The following is a 17407-nucleotide window of genomic DNA, read 5'->3' as shown; positions in this document are numbered from 1 at the left end:
ACGACTGCCAGACCTCTGAGCATACCTCTCCAATGCCTCATGCTGCAGGTCGGCTGTCATCCCGCAGGATGACGGGCGCGCGCCGGATCGGCGGCTGGCGGATCGCATTGCATGCCCTCCCAGGCTCGATGTTGCCCCGTGAAAACGGTTACATGGCAGAATACCGCATCGCGATCCATTGTTGCCTGCGCGCGGGCATGATGCGACCCGAATTCGTATGCACTGCCCTCGGGAGGGACCGGCGGCAGCCCGTTCCTCACTGCCGGAAACCGGATACATGGCGAAAGTACAACTGGACAACATCCGCAAGGTCTACGACAACGGCCAGGTCGCCGTGCACGGGGCCAGCTTCGAAGTGGCCGACGGCGAACTGATGGTGCTGGTCGGGCCCTCGGGCTGCGGCAAGTCCACGCTGCTGCGGATGATCGCCGGCCTGGAAGAGATCAGCGGCGGCGAGCTGCGCATCGGCGAGCGCGTGGTCAACGAGGTGGCGCCGAAGGACCGCGACATCGCCATGGTGTTCCAGAGCTACGCGCTGTACCCGCACATGACCGTGGCCGAGAACCTGGCGTTCGGGCTCAAGCTGCGCGGCGAGAGCAAGGAGGTCATCCGTCAGCGCGTGGCCGCCGCCGCCGACACCCTGGGCCTGACCCCGATGCTGGACAAGCTGCCGCGGGCCATGTCCGGCGGCCAGCGCCAGCGCGTGGCGCTGGGTCGCGCACTGGTGCGCGAGCCGGCGGTGTTCCTGCTCGACGAGCCGCTGTCCAACCTGGACGCCAAGCTGCGCCACTCAGTGCGCACCGAGATCGCGCAACTGCACCGCAAGCTCGGCACCACCATGATCTACGTCACCCACGACCAGGTCGAGGCGATGACCCTGGGCCAGCGCATCGTCGTGCTCAAGGACGGGCTGATCCAGCAGATCGACACGCCGATGGCGCTGTACGACCGCCCGGCCAACCTGTTCGTGGCCGGTTTCCTCGGCAGCCCGGCGATGAACGTGCTGCGCGGGCGGCTGGTGGAAGAGGGTGGTCTGCAGCTGCAGTTGCAGGACGGCGGGCGGGTGCCGCTGCCGGGTGCGCAGATCGCGCCGCAATGGCTGGGCCGGGAACTGGCGATCGGCGTGCGGCCGGAGCACCTGCAGCCCAGCGACGACGCGCAGGGCGGCTTCGAGGCCACCATCGAGGTGATCGAGCCGGTCGGCAACGAGATCTTCGTCAATCTCAGCCACGGCGCGCAGCCGCTGGTGATGCGGGTGGCGCCGCGCACGCTGCCGGGCCTGGGCGAGCGCCTGCGGGTGGCGGTGCGCGGCGACGCGCTGCACTTCTTCGATGCCGAGAGTGGGGGGCGTCTGGAGAGCGGGGAATCGGGAATCGGGAATCGGGAATCGCAATAGCAACAGCGAAAGCGCCGGCGCGTTCAGCGCGCCAGGCCGTCGACCAGGGGCTGCCAGCGCGCCGGGTGACCGTCGACGTCCAGTCCTGTCGGCGGCGCCTCCTCCAGCGGCAGCACCGCCAATGCCAGGGTGCCGGCGACGCTGACCACGCTGCCGAATGGCTGGCCGTCGCGCTGCACCGGTGCGTCGATGGCGACGGGCGCATCCACTTCCAGCAACTGCACCGCGCGCTTGGCCTTGCCCAGGAAGTGGGTGCGGGCGACGATTTCCTGGCCGGGGTAGCAGCCTTTCTTGACGCTGAAGGCGTGCAGCCGGTCCAGGCCCAACTGCTGCGGCGTCCACTGTTCGCGCTGGCTCGGTGCAAGCCGGGCCAGGCCTAGCCGCAGGTCGGCCGCGCGCCAGGCATCAGCCAGTGCCGGGTCGGCGGCCGGCGCATCCGCGGCCGGCGCCGGCACTAGGCGCAGGGTGCGCGGCACGCCGTCGCCGCCCATGTCCAGTTCGATCACGCCGGCCTCATCGTGCGCTGACGTCGCGCCGCGGGCCTGCTCGGGTAGGCTCAGGCGACCGAAAGCAACAAGCGTGTCCTCGACCGTCACGCGCAGTTTGCGCCGGAACACGAAGCGGCCCAGTGCCGTTGCCAGTTCGTCGGCGTCGCCGTCGGCCAGCAGCATCAGCAAGGCGTCGTCGGCCTGGCGCAGCAGCGCGAACACCGCGATCACCCGGCCCTTGGCGGTGAGCCAGGCGTTCCACTGCCACTGGCCCACGGCCAGCGCCTGCACGTCGTTGGCGAATTGCGCATGCGCGAAGGCCGCTGCATCCGGACCGCGCAATGCGACGTATTGCAGGTGTGGCAAGGCGGAAAAACCGCCGGATTCCAGATTCAGGTTGTCAGGCACGAGAGGGGAGGACTAAAATTGACGAGTTGTGAGACCCGCATGATAGGCCAACCAACCCCCACACCCGAGTCCGATCCCGAAACGCAGCGGCCCGCCGAGGACACCCCTCCGCAGACCGAGCCTGCGCCGCGGGAGATCGGCGGGCGCGGCGGCCTCGAGCCGACGCGCTACGGCGACTGGGAGAAAAACGGACGCTGCATCGATTTTTGAGCAGCTTTGAGCCAACGCGGCCTTAAGCACGCCGCCCAGCCGAGACAACGAGCCCAGCGAATGGCTACGCGCGAACGTCCCCTTTCCCCGCATCTGCAGGTCTATCGCTGGCAGATCCAGATGGTCACCTCCATCCTGCACCGTGCCACCGGCATCGTGCTGTCGGTCGGTGCCCTGATCATCGCCGCCGCGCTGCTGGTGCTGATGCTCGGCCCGGCGTCCTGGAACTGCTTCCGCGGCATGGCCGGCGCCTGGTACGGCCAGGTATTCCTGTTCGCCTGGAGCTGGGCCTTCGCCTACCACCTGTGCAACGGCCTGCGCCACATCGTGCAGGACTTCGGCCATGGCTACAGCATTCCCGCGTTCGTGCGCAGCAGCTGGATGTCGGTGGTCGGCAGCCTGGTGATCGTGGCGCTGATCTGGGCCTACGTCCTCCACGGAGCCGCCGCATGAGCCGCTATCGCACCCCCCTGAAGAACGTCCGCGGCCTGGGCGCGGCCAAGTCCGGCACCGAGCATTTCGTGCTGCAGCGGCTGACCGCCACCGCGCTGGTCGGCCTGACCGTGTGGTTCCTGGTGTTCGTGCTGAGCCTGCTCGGCGCCGACTACGTCACCGCCACCGAAGCGGTGGCCAAGCCGTGGAACGCGGTGCTGCTGGTCGGCTTCCTGATCGCGATGTTCTGGCACGCGCAGATCGGCCTGCAGGTCATTCTCGAAGATTACGTACACAACTCGCTGCTGGCCCTGGCGCTGCAGACCACGGTGAAGTTCGTCGCCGTGCTCGGCGCGATCGTCGGTGTATTCGCGGTCGCCCGCATCGCGCTGGGCAGCGCCTGATCGGCGCCCGGAACAGGAACTCAGATTCGATGTCCGCTTACAAGATCACCGAACACAAGTACGACATGGTCGTGGTCGGCGCCGGCGGCGCCGGTCTGCGCGCCACCTTCGGCCTGGCCCAGAAGGGCCTGCAGACGGTCTGCCTGACCAAGGTCTTCCCGACCCGTTCGCACACCGTGGCCGCGCAGGGCGGCATCTCCGCCGCGCTCGGCAACATGGGCGAGGACGACTGGCGCTACCACTTCTACGACACCATCAAGGGCTCGGACTGGCTGGGCGACCAGGACGCCATCGAATACATGTGCCGCGAGGCGATCCCGGCGATCATCGAGCTGGAGCACTACGGCGTGCCGTTCAGCCGCACCGAGGACGGCAAGATCTACCAGCGTCCGTTCGGCGGCATGACCACCAAGTACGGCGAAGGCCCGTCCGCGCAGCGCACCTGCGCCGCCGCCGACCGTACCGGCCACGCCATGCTGCACACGCTGTACCAGCAGTCGCTGGCGCACAATGCGCGCTTCATGATCGAGTACTTCGCGCTCGACCTGATCTTCGACGAGGAAGGCGCCTGCCGCGGCGTGCTCGCCCTGGACATGGCCGAAGGCTCGCTGCACCTGTTCCGCGCCCACGGCGTGGTGCTGGCCACCGGCGGCTACGGCCGCGCCTACTTCAGCGCCACCTCGGCGCATACCTGCACCGGCGACGGCGGTGGTCTGGTGATGCGCGCCGGCCTGCCGATGCAGGACATGGAGTTCGTGCAGTTCCACCCGACCGGCATCTACGGCGCCGGCTGCCTGATCACCGAAGGCGTGCGCGGCGAAGGCGGCATCCTGCGCAACAGCAGCGGCGAGCGCTTCATGGAGCGCTACGCGCCGCACTACAAGGATCTGGCCTCGCGCGACGTGGTGTCGCGTTCGATGACCATCGAGATCCGCGAAGGCCGCGGCGTCGGCGAGCACAAGGACCACATCCTGCTCGACCTGACCCACCTCGGCCCGGGCGTGATCGACGAGAAGCTGCCCGGCATCGCCGAGAGCGCGCGCATCTTCGCCGGTGTCGACGTGCACAAGCAGCCGATCCCGGTGATCCCGACCGTCCACTACAACATGGGCGGCATCCCGACCAACTACCACGGCGAAGTGGTGCGCAAGGACGGCGACAACCCCGATGCGGTGGTGCCGGGCCTGTACGCCATCGGCGAGGCCGCCTGCGTGTCGGTGCACGGCGCCAACCGCCTGGGCTCCAACTCGCTGCTCGACCTGGTGGTGTTCGGCCGCGCGGTGGCCAACCGCTGCGCCGAGACGATCAAGACCGGCGCCCCGCACAAGGGCCTGCCGGGCGACGCCTGCGACAAGGCGCTGGGCCTGCTGGACAAGCTGCGCAACGCCAACGGCAGTACCCCGACCTCGGTGATCCGCGACAAGATGCAGCGCACCATGCAGTCCGACGCGGCGGTGTTCCGCACCAGCAAGACGCTGAAGGAAGGCGTGGACAAGATGGCCGACATCTTCGCCAGCTTCGAGGACGTCAAGGTGTCCGACCGCTCGCTGGTGTGGAATTCCGACCTGATCGAGACCTACGAGCTGAACAACCTGCTGCTCAACGCGGTGGCGACGATCAACTCGGCCGAACAGCGCAAGGAAAGCCGCGGCGCGCACGCCCACGAGGATTTCCCCGACCGCGACGACGTCAACTGGCAGAAGCACACGCTGGTCACCGTCGACGACAAGGGCCAGTGCAGCTTCGACTACCGCCCGGTGCACATGTACACGCTCAGCAAGGACGTGGACGTGGTGCCGCCGAAGCCGCGCGTTTACTGACCACAGCCGGGAAACGGGAGTAGGGAATCGGGAATCGAGAACAGCGCATGCGCTCTTCGCTCCCGCTTCCCATTCCCCATTCCCCAATCCCCATTCCCGGATTTTAAAGCCATGGCAGAGTTCACCCTCCCCAAGAATTCCAAGATCGGCAAGGGCAAGCACTTTCCCGCCAAGGGCGCGAAGAACGTGCGGACCTTCAAGGTCTACCGGTGGAATCCGGACGACGACAGCAACCCGCGGACCGACACCTACGAGGTGGATCTGGACGCGTGCGGCCCGATGGTTCTGGACGCGCTGATCAAGATCAAGAACGAGATCGACCCGACCCTGACCTTCCGCCGCTCGTGCCGCGAAGGCATCTGCGGGTCGTGCGCGATGAACATCGACGGCACCAATACGCTGGCCTGCACCAAGGCGATCAGCGACTGCGGCAAGAAGGAAGTGCCGATCTACCCGCTGCCACACATGAGCGTGGTCAAGGATCTGGTGCCGGACCTGACCCACTTCTACGCGCAGTACGCCTCGATCAAGCCGTGGATCCGCACCCAGACCCCGCCGCCGCCGGACCGCGAGCGGCTGCAGTCGCCGGAGGACCGCAAGAAGCTCGACGGCCTGTACGAGTGCATCCTGTGCGCGTGCTGCTCGACCAGCTGCCCGAGCTACTGGTGGAACGGCGAGCGTTACCTGGGCCCGGCGATCCTGCTGCAGGCCTACCGCTGGATCATCGACTCGCGCGACGAGGACACCGGTGCGCGCCTGGACGATCTGGAAGATCCGTTCAAGCTGTACCGCTGCCACACCATCATGAACTGCGCGCGGACCTGCCCGAAGGGCCTGAACCCGGCGCTGGCGATCGCCGAGATCAAGAAGCTGATGATGGCGCGCCGCGCCTGATCGCAGCGGCGGACGTTCCATACGGCGGGCCTGCCCGCCGACCGCGCGGCACCGGCTTTCGGGTTCGGTGCCGCGTTCGTTTTCGGCGGCTGCCGTGCGGCGCCGCCTCCAGGCAAGGGCGCATGCGATGGACGAGAGCACCGAACTGAAGAAGCTGCGCTGGCGCTGCCGGCGCGGCATGCGCGAACTGGACCAGTTGTTCGGCCGCTACCTGGACCGGCGCTGGGGGGAGGCTTCCGAGGCCGAGCGCGGGGTTTTCCTATACCTGCTCGATTGCGAGGACGATAAGTTGTGGCGCTGGTTCATGGGCTACGAGGCCTGTCCCGATGCACGCGCCGCCGATCTCATCGCTTCCATCCGCGCCATGCCGGCTTGACTGGCGCCCCTCGCGCTGGCTGCTGGCCGCGCTGACCCTGCTCGGCGCGCTGGCGCCGCTGTCGCTGATCGGCTCCGACCTGCCGCCACACCTGGCCTGGCCGGCGGCCACGCTGGCGCTGCTGTATGCGGGGTGGCTGCTGCGCCGTGAGGCCAGGCGGGCGCCGCGCACGCTGCTGGTTCCCGCTGGCGCCGGTGCGCCCAGCGTCGACGGTAAGACGGTGACCGAGCTGCAGGTCGACTGGCGCGGACCGCTGGCGTTCGTGCGCTGGCGCGATGCGCAGGGGCGCACCCAGCGCCTGGCGTGGTGGCCGGACACGCTGCCACCGGCGGCACGACGTGAACTGCGTCTGGCCGCTGCCGCCCATGCCGCTTCGTCTGCGCCGCCGCAAATGGCACCATAGCGCTCCCTGGATGGTGGCTGCGCATGTTCAAACCCTTACCCGTGGCCATCGGCCTGCGCTATCTGCGCGCCAAGCGCCGCAACAATTTCATCTCCTTCATCTCCATGGCCTCGATCCTCGGCATCGCCCTGGGCGTGACCGTGCTGATCACCACCCTGGCGGTGATGAGCGGCTTCCAGAAGGAGATCCGCGACCGCCTGCTGCAGATGGCCGCGCACGCCACGGTCAGCGCGCAGGGCGCGCCGATGGAGGACTGGCAGCACGCGGTGGACGTGGCCATGCGCGACAAGCGCGTCGCTGGCGCCGCGCCCTACGTCGAGGAAGAGGCCCTGCTCACCGGCCAGCGCAACCAGCCGGCGATCGTCCGCGGCATCCTGCCCAAGGAAGAGGCCAAGGTCTCGGTGCTGGCGCAGAAGATGAAGCAGGGCTCGGTCGACAGCCTGACCCCGGGGTCGTACAACATCCTGCTCGGCCAGGAACTGGCGCTGTGGCTGGGCGTGGGCGTCGGCGACAAGGTGGTGGTGATGCTCGGCGAGCCGCAGGCCAGCCCGATGGGCATGGTGCCGCGCTACAAGCGCTTCACCGTCAGCGGCATCTTCGAGGCCGGCTACAACGAGATCGACCGCGGCCTGGCGGTGACCAGCATGCCCGACCTGCAGCGGGTGCTGCGCATGGGCGACGGCGTCACCGGCGTGCGCCTGAAGCTGTACGACATGGACCAGGCCTGGAACGTGGCGCGCGACCTGGCGCTGAACCTGCACGGCCCGTACATGGTCAGCGACTGGACCCGGGAGAACGCCAACCTCTACCAGTCGCTGAAGATGGAAAAGACGGTGATGGGCATCCTGCTGTCGCTGATCATCGCGATGGGTGCGTTCAACCTGGTGTCCTCGCAGGTGATGCTGGTGACCGACAAGCAGGCCGACATCGCGATCCTGCGCACGCTGGGACTGAGCCCGGGCGGGGTGATGCAGGTGTTCATGGTGCAGGGCACGCTGATCGGCGTGATCGGCACCGTCGCCGGCGTGATCGGCGGCATCGTGCTGACGCTCAACCTGGAGCGGATCCTGGCCGGCATCGAGGCGGTGTTCAACATCAAGCTGCTGCCGGAGGACGTCTACTACATCACCGGCCTGCCCACCGACATGCAGCCGCACGACGTCATGGTGATCACCATCGTCGCCTTGCTGATGAGCTTCCTGGCCACGCTGTACCCGGCCTGGCGCGCGGCGCGCACGCAGCCGGCGGAGGCGCTGCGCTATGAATGAGAGCCGGGAATCGGGAATGGGGAATCGGGAATCGGGAATGCAGAAGCGAGAAGCGGACGCGGCGATCCGCGCCGAAGGCCTGGCCAAGACCTACGCCGAAGGCAAGATGCGCACGCCGGTGTTCGACGGCCTGGAGCTGAGCGTGGCGGCGGGCGAGACCGTGGCCATCGTCGGCGCCTCCGGTGCCGGCAAGAGCACCTTGCTGCACCTGCTCGGCGGCCTCGACGTGCCGACCTCCGGTGAGGTCTACGTGGCCGGGCAGCGCATGTCGGCGCTGACCGACGCGGCGCGCGGGCAGTTGCGCAACCGCTCGCTGGGCTTCGTCTACCAGTTCCATCACCTGCTGCCCGAGTTCACCGCGCTGGAGAACGTGATGATGCCGGTGCTGCTGGGCGGCGCGCCGATCCAGGACGCCGATGCGCGCGCGCGGGCGCTGCTGGAATCGGTGGGTCTGGGCCATCGCCTGGAGCACAAGCCGGGCGAGCTGTCCGGCGGCGAGCGCCAGCGCGCCGCGGTGGCGCGTGCGCTGGTCAACCGTCCGGCCTGCGTACTCGGCGACGAGCCGACCGGCAACCTCGACGACAAGACCGCGGCCAACGTGTTCGCGCTGATGCTCGAGCTCAACCGCGCGCAGGGCACCAGCCTGGCCCTGGTCACCCACGACCGCAGCCTGGCGCGCAAGCTGGACCGGGTGCTGGAACTGCACCAGGGCAAGCTGCGCGAATTGGCGCCTGCGGACGTTTGAGCGAGCTTGGCGGCGGACGCGATGTGCTGTTGTATCACGGTGTGGGGACGTAATCGCGGCCTGAAGGCGCGCCACTGAATCCTGCTGCGTGCGGGGTCGGGCGTGACAGCCTCGCTTGCTGTGCAGCGCCTGCGATCACGACAAAAGCAGTGTCCTGCTCACTGATGCAGTGCGCGTCGGGACTGAAGTCCCTCCCACAGTTCACATCGCCGCTTCGCCGCGCGTTGGAGTGAGGTCACGCGCGACGAACGAGGCAGCGAGCCGCAGTGGCTTCAGTGCATTTGCCGACGCCGGAGATCCTCGGACAGGCGAAAGCACTTCTAGCGCAAGCGCGCCGTAGAAGCGGCTTCAGCCGCGACCAACGAAGCCGGGCAAGTCGCCGGCGTTGGTTGCTGTCGGCGCCGAAAAACTTCGTACAGCATGCCCAGCAAACACGTCGCCGCGGCAGTGCAGTGTATGTCCCTACAACGGCGACCGTCCTGGAGCGCACCGCGTGCCCCATAGGCGGCAACCTTCCGGATTGCCGCTTTCCCATTGCATCGGCGACTCTTCACCCAGCCGCGTCTCTCAGGGAATCACCCGCTGCGCGCGCAGCCGCGTGAACAGCTCCAGGAACGAGGCGCGGCTGTCGTAGTAGCCGAGGAAGCCGAGATCGCGGCTCTTGGTCATGTCGTTGACGCACTCGATCTCGCGGCCCAGATCGGCATCGGTATGCCACCACGACGCCAGTTGGTTCACATCCGCCTGCACCAGCCCATGCTGCTCGGCGATTTCGCGCCACAGGGCCGGCGCGGCGTCCTGCAGGCGCGCTTGCAGCGGCATCGGCGCCTCCGGATAGGGGGCAGGGTCCAGGCCGAAGAACGCGGCGATCTCGCCCCACATCCAGCGCCAGCGGAACACGTCGCCGTTGACCGTGTTGAAGGCCTGGTTGCGTGCGGCCGGATTGGTCGCGGCCCAGGCCAGTTGGCGGCCGAGCAGGCCGGCGTCGGTGAGGTCGGTGAGGCTGTCCCACTGCGCGCGCGAGCCAGGGAACACGAAGGGCTGCCCGGTGTGCTTGCACAGCGTCGCATACACCGCCAGGGTCACGCCCATGTTCATCGCATTGCTGCCGTTGGCCTGACCGATCATGGTGTGCGAGCGGTGCACGCTCCAGCCGAAGCCATGGCGCGCGGCGGCGTCGAACAACAGGTCTTCCAGCGTGTAGTAGAAATTCTCGCCCGGCTGCCGCGGTTCGCTCTCGCGGAACGGCGTCTCCGCCTTGCCGCTGCCGTAGTGCTCGAACGAGCCGAGGTAATGCTTGGTGCCGGTGACCAGCGCCATGTGCTGCAGCGTCGCGCCGTCCAGGCCCTCGCACAGGTGCCGCAACATCGCGCCGTTGGCGGCGACGTTCTCCTTCTCGGTGTCGCGCCGCGTCCAGGTGCAGAAGAACACGTGGGTGATCGGCAGCCCGCGCAGCGCTGCGATGGTGGCGTCGCGGTCGAGCAGATCGGCCGCCACCGGAATCACGCCTTCCTGCGGCACCGGGCGGCGTGCCAGCCCATAGACGGTCCAGCCCTCGGCGACCAGCACGTTGGCGAGGTTGTAGCCGGAGATGCCAGTGACTCCGACGATCAATGCGATGCCCTTGCGCATGCGCGAACTCCTTACGACGTGGGGTATCGCACCTTAGGCGCGGGGCGATGAAGCTGCGGAGAACTGCGTCGGGACTGTGACGCGGCGCGCGCTCGCGCGTTAGGCGAATTCTGACGCGGTGCCGCGGCATGGACCGATGGCTCGCGTCCAGGCGGGATGCGACGCTGGCATGGCGATACAGACGGTGTCGCGCGATGCGCACGTCGCGCCGCTTCGTCTCGCTGCTTCCGATCCATCGATGCCAAGGAGGGCAAGCACATGCAACCGTCGGCAGACGCCGTGCCGTGCCAGGGCCCCGTCGCGGCTCGCGCTGCCCGCTGGCCGGCACCGGCGCCGTTCGGCGCTGCGGTCGCGGCCAGCCTCGCCGCCGGCGTGCTGGCCGCGCTGTGGCTGCCGCGCCTGCCGCCCTGGCCGCTGGCCGTGGCGATCCTGCTCGCCGGGGCGTCGCTGTACGTGGCGGCACCGCGCTGGCGCTGGCTGGGCGCGTTCGCGATCGGCGCCGGCTGGCTGGCGTTGGTCGCCGGCATGGTGCTGGCAAGGCAGTTGCCGGCCGACTGGGAAAAGCGCGTGGTCGACGTCCGCGGCCAGGTGGTGGAACTGCCGCAGGCGGAGACCCGCCGCACCCGTTTTCTGTTCCGCGTGGACGCCGATGCGGCGCAGCCGGCGCCGTTGCGCGGGCGCCTGCTGCAACTGGCGTGGTACGACGACTTCGGCACGCACCAGGCCGGGCCGCGTAGCGCACTGAGCGCCGGCGCGCGCTGGCAGTTGCAGGTGCGCCTGCGCGCGCCGCGCGGCTTGAGCAATCCCGGCGGCTTCGATGCCGAGGCCTATGCGCTGGCGCAGCGGATCAGCGTCAGCGGCTACGTGGTGGCGCCGCATGCGGCAGCGCAACTGACGCCGGGGCAGGGCATCGACGCGTGGCGTGCGGATATGTCCGCGCGCATCGCCGCGGCCGTGCCGCAGGCCTCGGCGCGCTACGTGCAGGCGCTGGCGCTGGGCGATACCCGGCGGCTGGACGATCGCGACTGGCGCATCCTGCGTGCCGCCGGCCTGACCCATCTCATCGCCATTTCCGGATTCCATGTCGGCCTGGTCGCCGGGGCCTTCGCACTGCTCGGTGGCGGACTGTGGCGGCTGTGGCCGCAGTTGGGCCGCTACTGGCCGCGCCGCCAGGCCGCGGCGGCGCTGGCGCTGCTCGGCGCCGGCGGCTACACCCTGGTGTCGGGCATGGCCCTGCCGACCGTGCGCACCGCGCTGATGATCGCGGTGGTGGTGGCGGCACGGCTGTGGCGGCGGCCGGTGCGGGTGGTCGACGCATTGGCGCTGGCGGCGATCGCCATGCTGCTCTGCGACCCGCTGGCGGTGCTCTCGGCCGGCTTCTGGCTGAGCTTCCTCGGCGTCGCCTGGCTGGCCTGGTGCATGCCCGACGCCGGGCGCGGCTGGCGCGAGACGCTACGCAGTTTCCTGACCGCGCAGGGCGTGGCCACGGTCGGCCTGCTGCCGGTGAGCACGATGCTGTTCGGGCAGGCCTCGCTGGTCGGGCCGCTGGCCAACCTGCTGGCGATCCCGTGGTGGAGCCTGGTGGTGGTCCCGCTGGCCTTGCTCGGCACCGCGCTGGAGGCGTTGCATGCCGGCGCCGGGGCCTGGCTGTGGCGCCTGGCCGCGGCCTGCTTCGACCTGACCTGGCCGTTGTTCGTCGCCCTGGGCGAGAGCCGCTTCGCCCTGCGCTGGTTGCCGGAGGCGCGCGACTGGGCGCTGCCGCTGGCCTTGCTGGGCGCGTTCTGGCTGCTGCTGCCGCGCGCGGTGCCGGGCAAGCCGCTGGCGGCGCTGCTGTGGTTGCCCTTGCTGTGGCCGCCGCTGGAGCGACCGCGACCGGGCGAGGTCGATCTGGTGATGTTCGACGTGGGGCAGGGGCTGTCGTTGCTGGTCCGCACCGCCCACCATCAACTGCTGTACGACACCGGGCCGGCGGTCGAGGATGGCTACGACGCTGGCGAGCGGGTGGTGGTCCCGGCGCTGCATGCGCTCGGCGTGGCGCGGCTGGATCGCGCGGTGATCAGTCATGGCGACAACGATCACGCCGGTGGCCTGGCCGCGGTACGCGCGGCGCTGCCGATCGGCCTGGTCCAGGCCCCGGCCGGCGCGCCGGTGCCGCTGGATTGCCCCTGCGTGACCGGCGATGCCTGGGAATGGGATGGCGTGCGGTTCCGGTTCCTGCACCCGGCGCCGCACTTTCCCTATCTGCGCAACGAATCCAGCTGCGTGTTGCGCGTGGAGACCGCGCATGGCGCGCTGTTGCTGGCCGGCGACATCGGCGACGTGGTCGAGCGCACGCTGCTGCGCGAGGCGCCGCAGGCGCTGCGCGCCGAGGTGGTGGTGGCGCCGCATCACGGCAGCGCGCATTCCTCGCAGCCGGCCTTCGTCGCCGCCACTGGCGCGCGGTTGGTGCTGGTGTCGGCGGCCTACGGCAACCGCTTCGGTCATCCGCATCCGGGCGTGGTGGCGCGCTGGCAGGCCGCCGGCGCCGAGGTCGCCGGCACGCCGCAGGGCGGTGCGCTGCGCGTGTGGCTGGGGCGCGCCGGCCTGCAACTGCGCGAGCGGCGGCCCTGGCGGGCGCGGCTGTGGGACGCGGCGGAGCGGGCGCGGGCGGCTGCTATCCTATCGGCCAGTGAACGAACGGCCGAGCGTGCCGGAGGGTTGCGACGTGTGGGAACTGGTCAAGGCCGGTGGCTGGCCGATGGTGCCATTGCTGCTGTTGGGCGTGGTCGCGCTGGCGATCGTCCTGGAGCGGTTCTGGAGCCTGCGCCGTAGCGAGGTGTTGCCGCCGGGACTGGGCCAGGAAGTGCGCAACTGGGCCACGCGCGGCAAGCTCGACCCCACCCACATCGAATCGCTGCGGCGCAATTCGCCGCTGGGCGCGCTGCTCGCGGCCGGCCTGGATGTGCGCAACCGTCCGCGCGAGATCGTGCGCGAGCGCATCGAGGACACCGGCCGGCACGTCGTGCACCGCATGGAGCGTTACCTGAACGCGTTGGGCACCATCGCCTCGGCCGGGCCGCTGCTCGGCCTGCTCGGCACCGTGGTCGGCATGATCCAGATGTTCCTCGGCATCCTCGACCATGGCCTGGGCGACGTGAACCAGCTCGCCGGCGGCATCGGCAAGGCGCTGGTGTGCACCGCCACCGGCATGATCATCGCGGTGCCGGCGCTGATCTTCCATCGCCATTTCAAGGGTCGCATCGCCGGCTACGTGATCGAGATGGAGCAGGAAGCCACCGCCCTGACCGACGCGCTCGACGGCCATGGCCGTGCGGTTGCGCCGGCACGCGGCGCCGCGTCGAACGCCGCGTCGGCCAAGGGCTGAGCCGGTGCGGATCCGCGACGACCGTGGCCAGGACGAGCCGCACATCGACCTGGTGCCGTTGATCGACGTCATCCTGGTGCTGATCATCTTCTTCGTCGTGACCACTACCTTCGATGCGCGTTCGATGCTGCAATTGCAGCTGCCCAACGCCAGCGACCGCAACGCGCCGCCGCCGGCGCGCGCGCTGAGCGTGCTGATCAACGCCGACGGGCATTACTTCATCAACGACCAGGAAGTGCTGCGCACCGACGTGGAGTCGGTCAAGCGCAGCATCGCCCAGGTCGCCGGCGACGACCGCGAGCAGCCGGTGCTGCTGCGCGCCGACGCGCGCACGCCGTACCAGGCGGTGGTCACCGCGCAGGACGCGCTGGGCCAGCTCGGATTCCGCCGCATCGCCATCGCCACTGCCCCCGAAGTCAACAGGGACGGAAGCTCCAAGTGAATGTACCCACCGACGTGCCCGTCCAGGATTCCCCCTGGCGGACCTATCGCCGCCTGTTGTCCTATGCCGGCGGCTACCGCGGCCTGCTGCTGATCGCCGCCGTCGGCGCGCTGCTGGAAGCGCTGGCCGGCTCGGGCTTCCTGGCGCTGATGAAGCCGATTACCGACGAGACCTTCATCGCCCGCAACCGCGAGGTGGCGATGTGGCTGCCGTTGCAGATCGTCGGCCTGTTCGTGCTGCGCGGTATCGCCGGCTACGTCACCGACATGTCGATGGGGCGCGCGGCGCGGAGCATTTCCCGCGATTTCCGGGTCAACGTGCTGGACAAGTACCTTCGCCTGCCGGGCAGCCGCTTCGATGCCGAGCCGGTGGCGTCGATGCTGGTGCGGCTGGGTTCGGACAGCGAGCAGGTGGCGCAGGCCGCGGTCGACGCGATGAAGGTGATGGTGCAGCAGACCCTGCAGATCGTCGGCGCGCTGGCGGTGATGCTGTGGTACAGCTGGACGGTGACCGTGACCATCCTGCTGGTGGCGCCGCCGTTGGCGTGGGTGATGGACCGCGTGGCCAAGCGCTACCGGCGGGTCAGCCACCGCATCCAGGAGAGCAACGCCGAGCTGATGCAGTCCGCCGAGCAGGCCCTGTCCGGCAACCAGGAGGTCAAGGTCTACGGCGCGCGCGCCAGCGAGATGGAGCGCTACCAGCACCTGGCCGACACCAACCTGCACCTGGCGATGAAGGTCGAATCCACCCGCGGCATCTCCTCGGCCGCGGTGCAGTTGCTGGGCGCGATCGGCTTGGCCGCGCTGCTGCTGATCGCCGGCCACGAGGCGCTGGCCGGGCGCCTGACCGCCGGCGAGTTCGTCTCGCTGATGACCGCGATGATGGCGATCATCCCGGCGCTGAAGAACCTCACCAACGTGCAGAACATGCTGCAGCGGGGCGTCGCCTCGGCGCAGCGGCTGTTCGTGGTGCTGGATGCGCCGGAGGAACAGGACAGCGGCACCCGCCACATCGAGCGCGCGCAGGGCCGGATCGAGTTCCGTGAGGTCACTGCCGCCTATCCGGGGCAGGCGCGGCCGGCGCTGGCCGAAGTCAGCTTCGTCGCCGAGCCCGGCACCGTCACCGCCATCGTCGGCCGCTCCGGCAGCGGCAAGTCCAGCTTGGTCAAGCTGATCCCGCGCTTCTACGACCCGCAGTCCGGGCAGATCCTGCTCGACGGCCATCCGCTGCAGGAGTACCGCCTGGAGGATCTGCGCCGGCAGATCGCCCTGGTCGGCCAGCAGGTGATGCTGTTCGATGGCAGCATCGCCGAGAACGTCGCCTACGGCGAGATGCGCGAGGCCGGCCCGGCGCAATTGCAGCAGGCGATCGCCGATGCCAACGCGATGGAGTTCGTCGAGCACCTGCCGGACGGCCTGCAGTCGCAGGTCGGGGCCAAGGGCGGGCGCCTGTCCGGCGGCCAGCGCCAGCGCCTGGCGATCGCCCGCGCCATGCTCAAGGACGCGCCGATCCTGATCCTCGACGAGGCTACCGCGGCGCTGGACAACGAATCCGAGCGGCTGGTGCAGGACGCCTTGCACCGGCTGATGCCCGACCGCACCACGCTGGTCATCGCCCACCGCCTGTCGACCATCGAACACGCCGACCAGGTGCTGGTGATGGACCACGGCCGCATCGTCGAGCGCGGCACCCACCGCGAGCTGCTGGCGCTGGGCGGGGTGTATGCGCACCTGCACAGCATGCAGTTCCGCGAAAGGCAGTTCGGATGAGCGAGCGCGGGCCGCACACCCCCGCCTATTGGTACGGCACGGGTTCGCCGCCGCTGTACGCGCGCGTGCTGACCCCGCTGTACGCGGCGGCGATCGCGTTGCGCCGCGCGCTGTACCGTCGCGGCTGGCGCAAGCGCCACAGCATCGCCGCGCCGGTGGTGGTGGTGGGCAATCTGACCGCCGGCGGCACCGGCAAGACGCCGTTGACCATCGCCCTGGTGCAGCGCCTGCGCGACGCCGGCTGGAGCCCGGGCGTGGCCAGCCGCGGCTACGGCCGCAGCCAGCCGCAGGAGCCGCGCTGGATCGAGCCGGGCACCTCGGCCGAGCAGGGCGGCGACGAGCCGGTGCTGATCGCGCGCAAGACCGGCGTGCCGGTGCGGGTGGACCGCGACCGCGTGGCCGCGGCGCGCGCGCTGCTGCAGGCCGGCTGCGACATCGTGGTCTGCGACGACGGCCTGCAGCATTACCGGCTGCAGCGCGACATCGAGATCGAGGTGGTGGACGGCCAGCGCCGCTACGGCAACGGCCGCCTGCTGCCGGCCGGGCCGCTGCGCGAGCCGGTGGCGCGCGGCAACGAATGCGATTTCCGGGTCGTCAATCTGGGACAGGCCAGCGACAGCGGCGCGCTCGAAGTCGGCTTCGGCGAATGGGCGATGCGCCTGCGCATCGACAGCGCGCAACCGTTGCACGGCGGCCGTGCGCGGCCGTTGCGCAGCTTCGCCGGCCAGCGCGTGCACGCCGTGGCCGGCATCGCCCACCCGCAGCGCTTCTTCGACATGCTGCGCGCGCAGGGCATCGGCGTGGTCCCGCATGCCTTTCCCGACCACCACCAGTACCGCGCCGCGGATCTGGCCTTCGGCAGCGAACTGCCGGTGCTGATGACCGAGAAGGACGCAGTCAAGTGCGCCGCCTTCGTCAACGATTGGTGCTTCAGCGTGCCGCTGGTCGCCGAGCTGCCGGCGGCGTTCTGGATCGGCCTGCTGGATCGGCTGGACAAGCTGCGCGGCCGCGCGGGCGGGACCGGCGACTAGCGGCGCCTCTCAGCACCGGTTTCTGCCGCAATCGCACCGGATCCAGCGTTAGCGGCTTCAGCCGCGACGGGGCGTTCCCGGTCAAGCCCATCGCGGCTGAAGCCGCTCCTTGTATCTGGACATGTCGCCCCTAAACAGGCGTCATGTCTTCCGACTGATCATCGGAGGAGGTGTGGGAGGTCCAGTCGCTCCTAAAGCTTCGAGCTTGCATCGTAGATCGGCTCCGCCCTCCACATGCTGGCCCTTGTGTGTCCGAACGGTATCCAGAGTCCGCCCCGGGCGTGAACTCGCATCGACAAGGCAGGACCGGGCCCAGCGCCGATCA

At 69.4% G+C, this 17407-nt stretch carries 17 protein-coding genes; 15 read left to right on the top strand and 2 right to left on the bottom strand.

Translation table 11 applies throughout. The features are described from left to right. The first annotated feature begins 277 nt into the window (after nt 1–277). On the top strand, nt 278–1396 hold the full coding sequence (gene ugpC, locus CEK69_RS12820) for a sn-glycerol-3-phosphate ABC transporter ATP-binding protein UgpC (RefSeq protein ID WP_152245986.1): 1119 nt from the start codon (nt 278–280) through the stop codon (nt 1394–1396). A 23-nt stretch (nt 1397–1419) separates the two neighbouring features. Here the strand turns inward: ugpC and CEK69_RS12815 are convergent, their stop codons facing one another. Continuing rightward, nucleotides 1420–2292: a folate-binding protein YgfZ gene (locus CEK69_RS12815; RefSeq protein ID WP_193313978.1), complete on the bottom strand. Its 873-nt coding sequence runs from the start codon at nt 2290–2292 to the stop codon at nt 1420–1422. Between CEK69_RS12815 and CEK69_RS21460 the strand changes: the two genes are divergently transcribed. From CEK69_RS21460 to lolD, 9 genes are all read left to right on the top strand, one after another. Beyond that, entirely contained in the window at nt 2194–2502 is a 309-nt protein-coding gene (locus tag CEK69_RS21460; protein WP_318526716.1) for a DUF1674 domain-containing protein, read from the top strand. The genes CEK69_RS12815 and CEK69_RS21460 overlap by 99 nt on opposite strands. Nucleotides 2503–2562: 60 nt before the next feature. Beyond that, nucleotides 2563–2955: a succinate dehydrogenase, cytochrome b556 subunit gene (gene sdhC, locus CEK69_RS12805; RefSeq protein WP_026144277.1), complete on the top strand. Its 393-nt coding sequence runs from the start codon at nt 2563–2565 to the stop codon at nt 2953–2955. Next, complete coding sequence (gene sdhD, locus CEK69_RS12800) at nt 2952–3338, top strand: succinate dehydrogenase, hydrophobic membrane anchor protein (protein ID WP_017908440.1); 387 nt, start codon at nt 2952–2954, stop codon at nt 3336–3338. Before sdhC ends, sdhD begins: the two co-directional genes overlap by 4 nt. Nucleotides 3339–3367: 29 nt before the next feature. After that, the gene (sdhA, locus tag CEK69_RS12795; protein WP_017908441.1) at nt 3368–5158 is read left to right on the top strand and encodes a succinate dehydrogenase flavoprotein subunit; all 1791 of its coding nucleotides are present in this window, start codon (nt 3368–3370) and stop codon (nt 5156–5158) included. Nucleotides 5159–5269: 111 nt separating this feature from the next. Then, entirely contained in the window at nt 5270–6052 is a 783-nt protein-coding gene (locus tag CEK69_RS12790; protein ID WP_017908442.1) for a succinate dehydrogenase iron-sulfur subunit, read from the top strand. A 127-nt stretch (nt 6053–6179) separates the two neighbouring features. Beyond that, entirely contained in the window at nt 6180–6428 is a 249-nt protein-coding gene (locus CEK69_RS12785; RefSeq protein WP_010342652.1) for a succinate dehydrogenase assembly factor 2, read from the top strand. After that, a complete protein-coding gene (locus CEK69_RS12780) occupies nt 6379–6831 on the top strand; it encodes a hypothetical protein (RefSeq protein WP_152245982.1) in 453 nt (150 codons plus the stop codon). Before CEK69_RS12785 ends, CEK69_RS12780 begins: the two co-directional genes overlap by 50 nt. A gap of 23 nt (nt 6832–6854) precedes the next feature. Further along, nucleotides 6855–8099: a lipoprotein-releasing ABC transporter permease subunit gene (locus CEK69_RS12775; protein WP_010342649.1), complete on the top strand. Its 1245-nt coding sequence runs from the start codon at nt 6855–6857 to the stop codon at nt 8097–8099. 37 nt (nt 8100–8136) lie between these two features. Beyond that, nucleotides 8137–8844, top strand: a complete 708-nt coding sequence (lolD, locus tag CEK69_RS12770; RefSeq protein WP_152245980.1) for a lipoprotein-releasing ABC transporter ATP-binding protein LolD — start codon at nt 8137–8139, stop codon at nt 8842–8844. A gap of 567 nt (nt 8845–9411) precedes the next feature. Here lolD and CEK69_RS12765 read toward each other — a convergent pair. Next, a complete protein-coding gene (locus CEK69_RS12765) occupies nt 9412–10476 on the bottom strand; it encodes an SDR family oxidoreductase (protein ID WP_152245978.1) in 1065 nt (354 codons plus the stop codon). 258 nt (nt 10477–10734) lie between these two features. Here CEK69_RS12765 and CEK69_RS12760 point away from each other — a divergent pair, with 258 nt between their 5' ends. The 5 genes from CEK69_RS12760 to lpxK are packed head-to-tail and all read left to right on the top strand — an operon-like array spanning nt 10735 to nt 17082. After that, nucleotides 10735–13287 (top strand): DNA internalization-related competence protein ComEC/Rec2, encoded by a 2553-nt coding sequence (locus CEK69_RS12760; protein WP_152245976.1) that lies wholly within the window; start codon nt 10735–10737, stop codon nt 13285–13287. Continuing rightward, nucleotides 13181–13840 carry a MotA/TolQ/ExbB proton channel family protein gene (locus CEK69_RS12755; protein WP_026143405.1) on the top strand — a complete coding sequence of 220 codons (660 nt, stop codon included), beginning with the start codon at nt 13181–13183 and terminating at the stop codon, nt 13838–13840. Before CEK69_RS12760 ends, CEK69_RS12755 begins: the two co-directional genes overlap by 107 nt. Nucleotides 13841–13844: 4 nt before the next feature. Beyond that, entirely contained in the window at nt 13845–14282 is a 438-nt protein-coding gene (locus CEK69_RS12750) for a biopolymer transporter ExbD (RefSeq protein WP_152245974.1), read from the top strand. Beyond that, a complete protein-coding gene (gene msbA, locus CEK69_RS12745; protein ID WP_026143406.1) occupies nt 14279–16051 on the top strand; it encodes a lipid A export permease/ATP-binding protein MsbA in 1773 nt (590 codons plus the stop codon). The genes CEK69_RS12750 and msbA overlap by 4 nt, the downstream gene beginning before the upstream one ends. After that, nucleotides 16048–17082 carry a tetraacyldisaccharide 4'-kinase gene (lpxK, locus tag CEK69_RS12740; RefSeq protein ID WP_152245972.1) on the top strand — a complete coding sequence of 345 codons (1035 nt, stop codon included), beginning with the start codon at nt 16048–16050 and terminating at the stop codon, nt 17080–17082. Before msbA ends, lpxK begins: the two co-directional genes overlap by 4 nt. The last annotated feature ends 325 nt before the right edge of the window (nt 17083–17407 follow it).

It is taken from the genome of Xanthomonas sp. LMG 12462 (genome assembly GCF_009192885.1).
Classification (GTDB): Bacteria; Pseudomonadota; Gammaproteobacteria; order Xanthomonadales; family Xanthomonadaceae; genus Xanthomonas_A; species Xanthomonas_A sontii.
The sequence above is the reverse complement of the archived record's forward strand: the minus strand, read 5'-3'. Positions and strand labels throughout refer to the sequence as shown.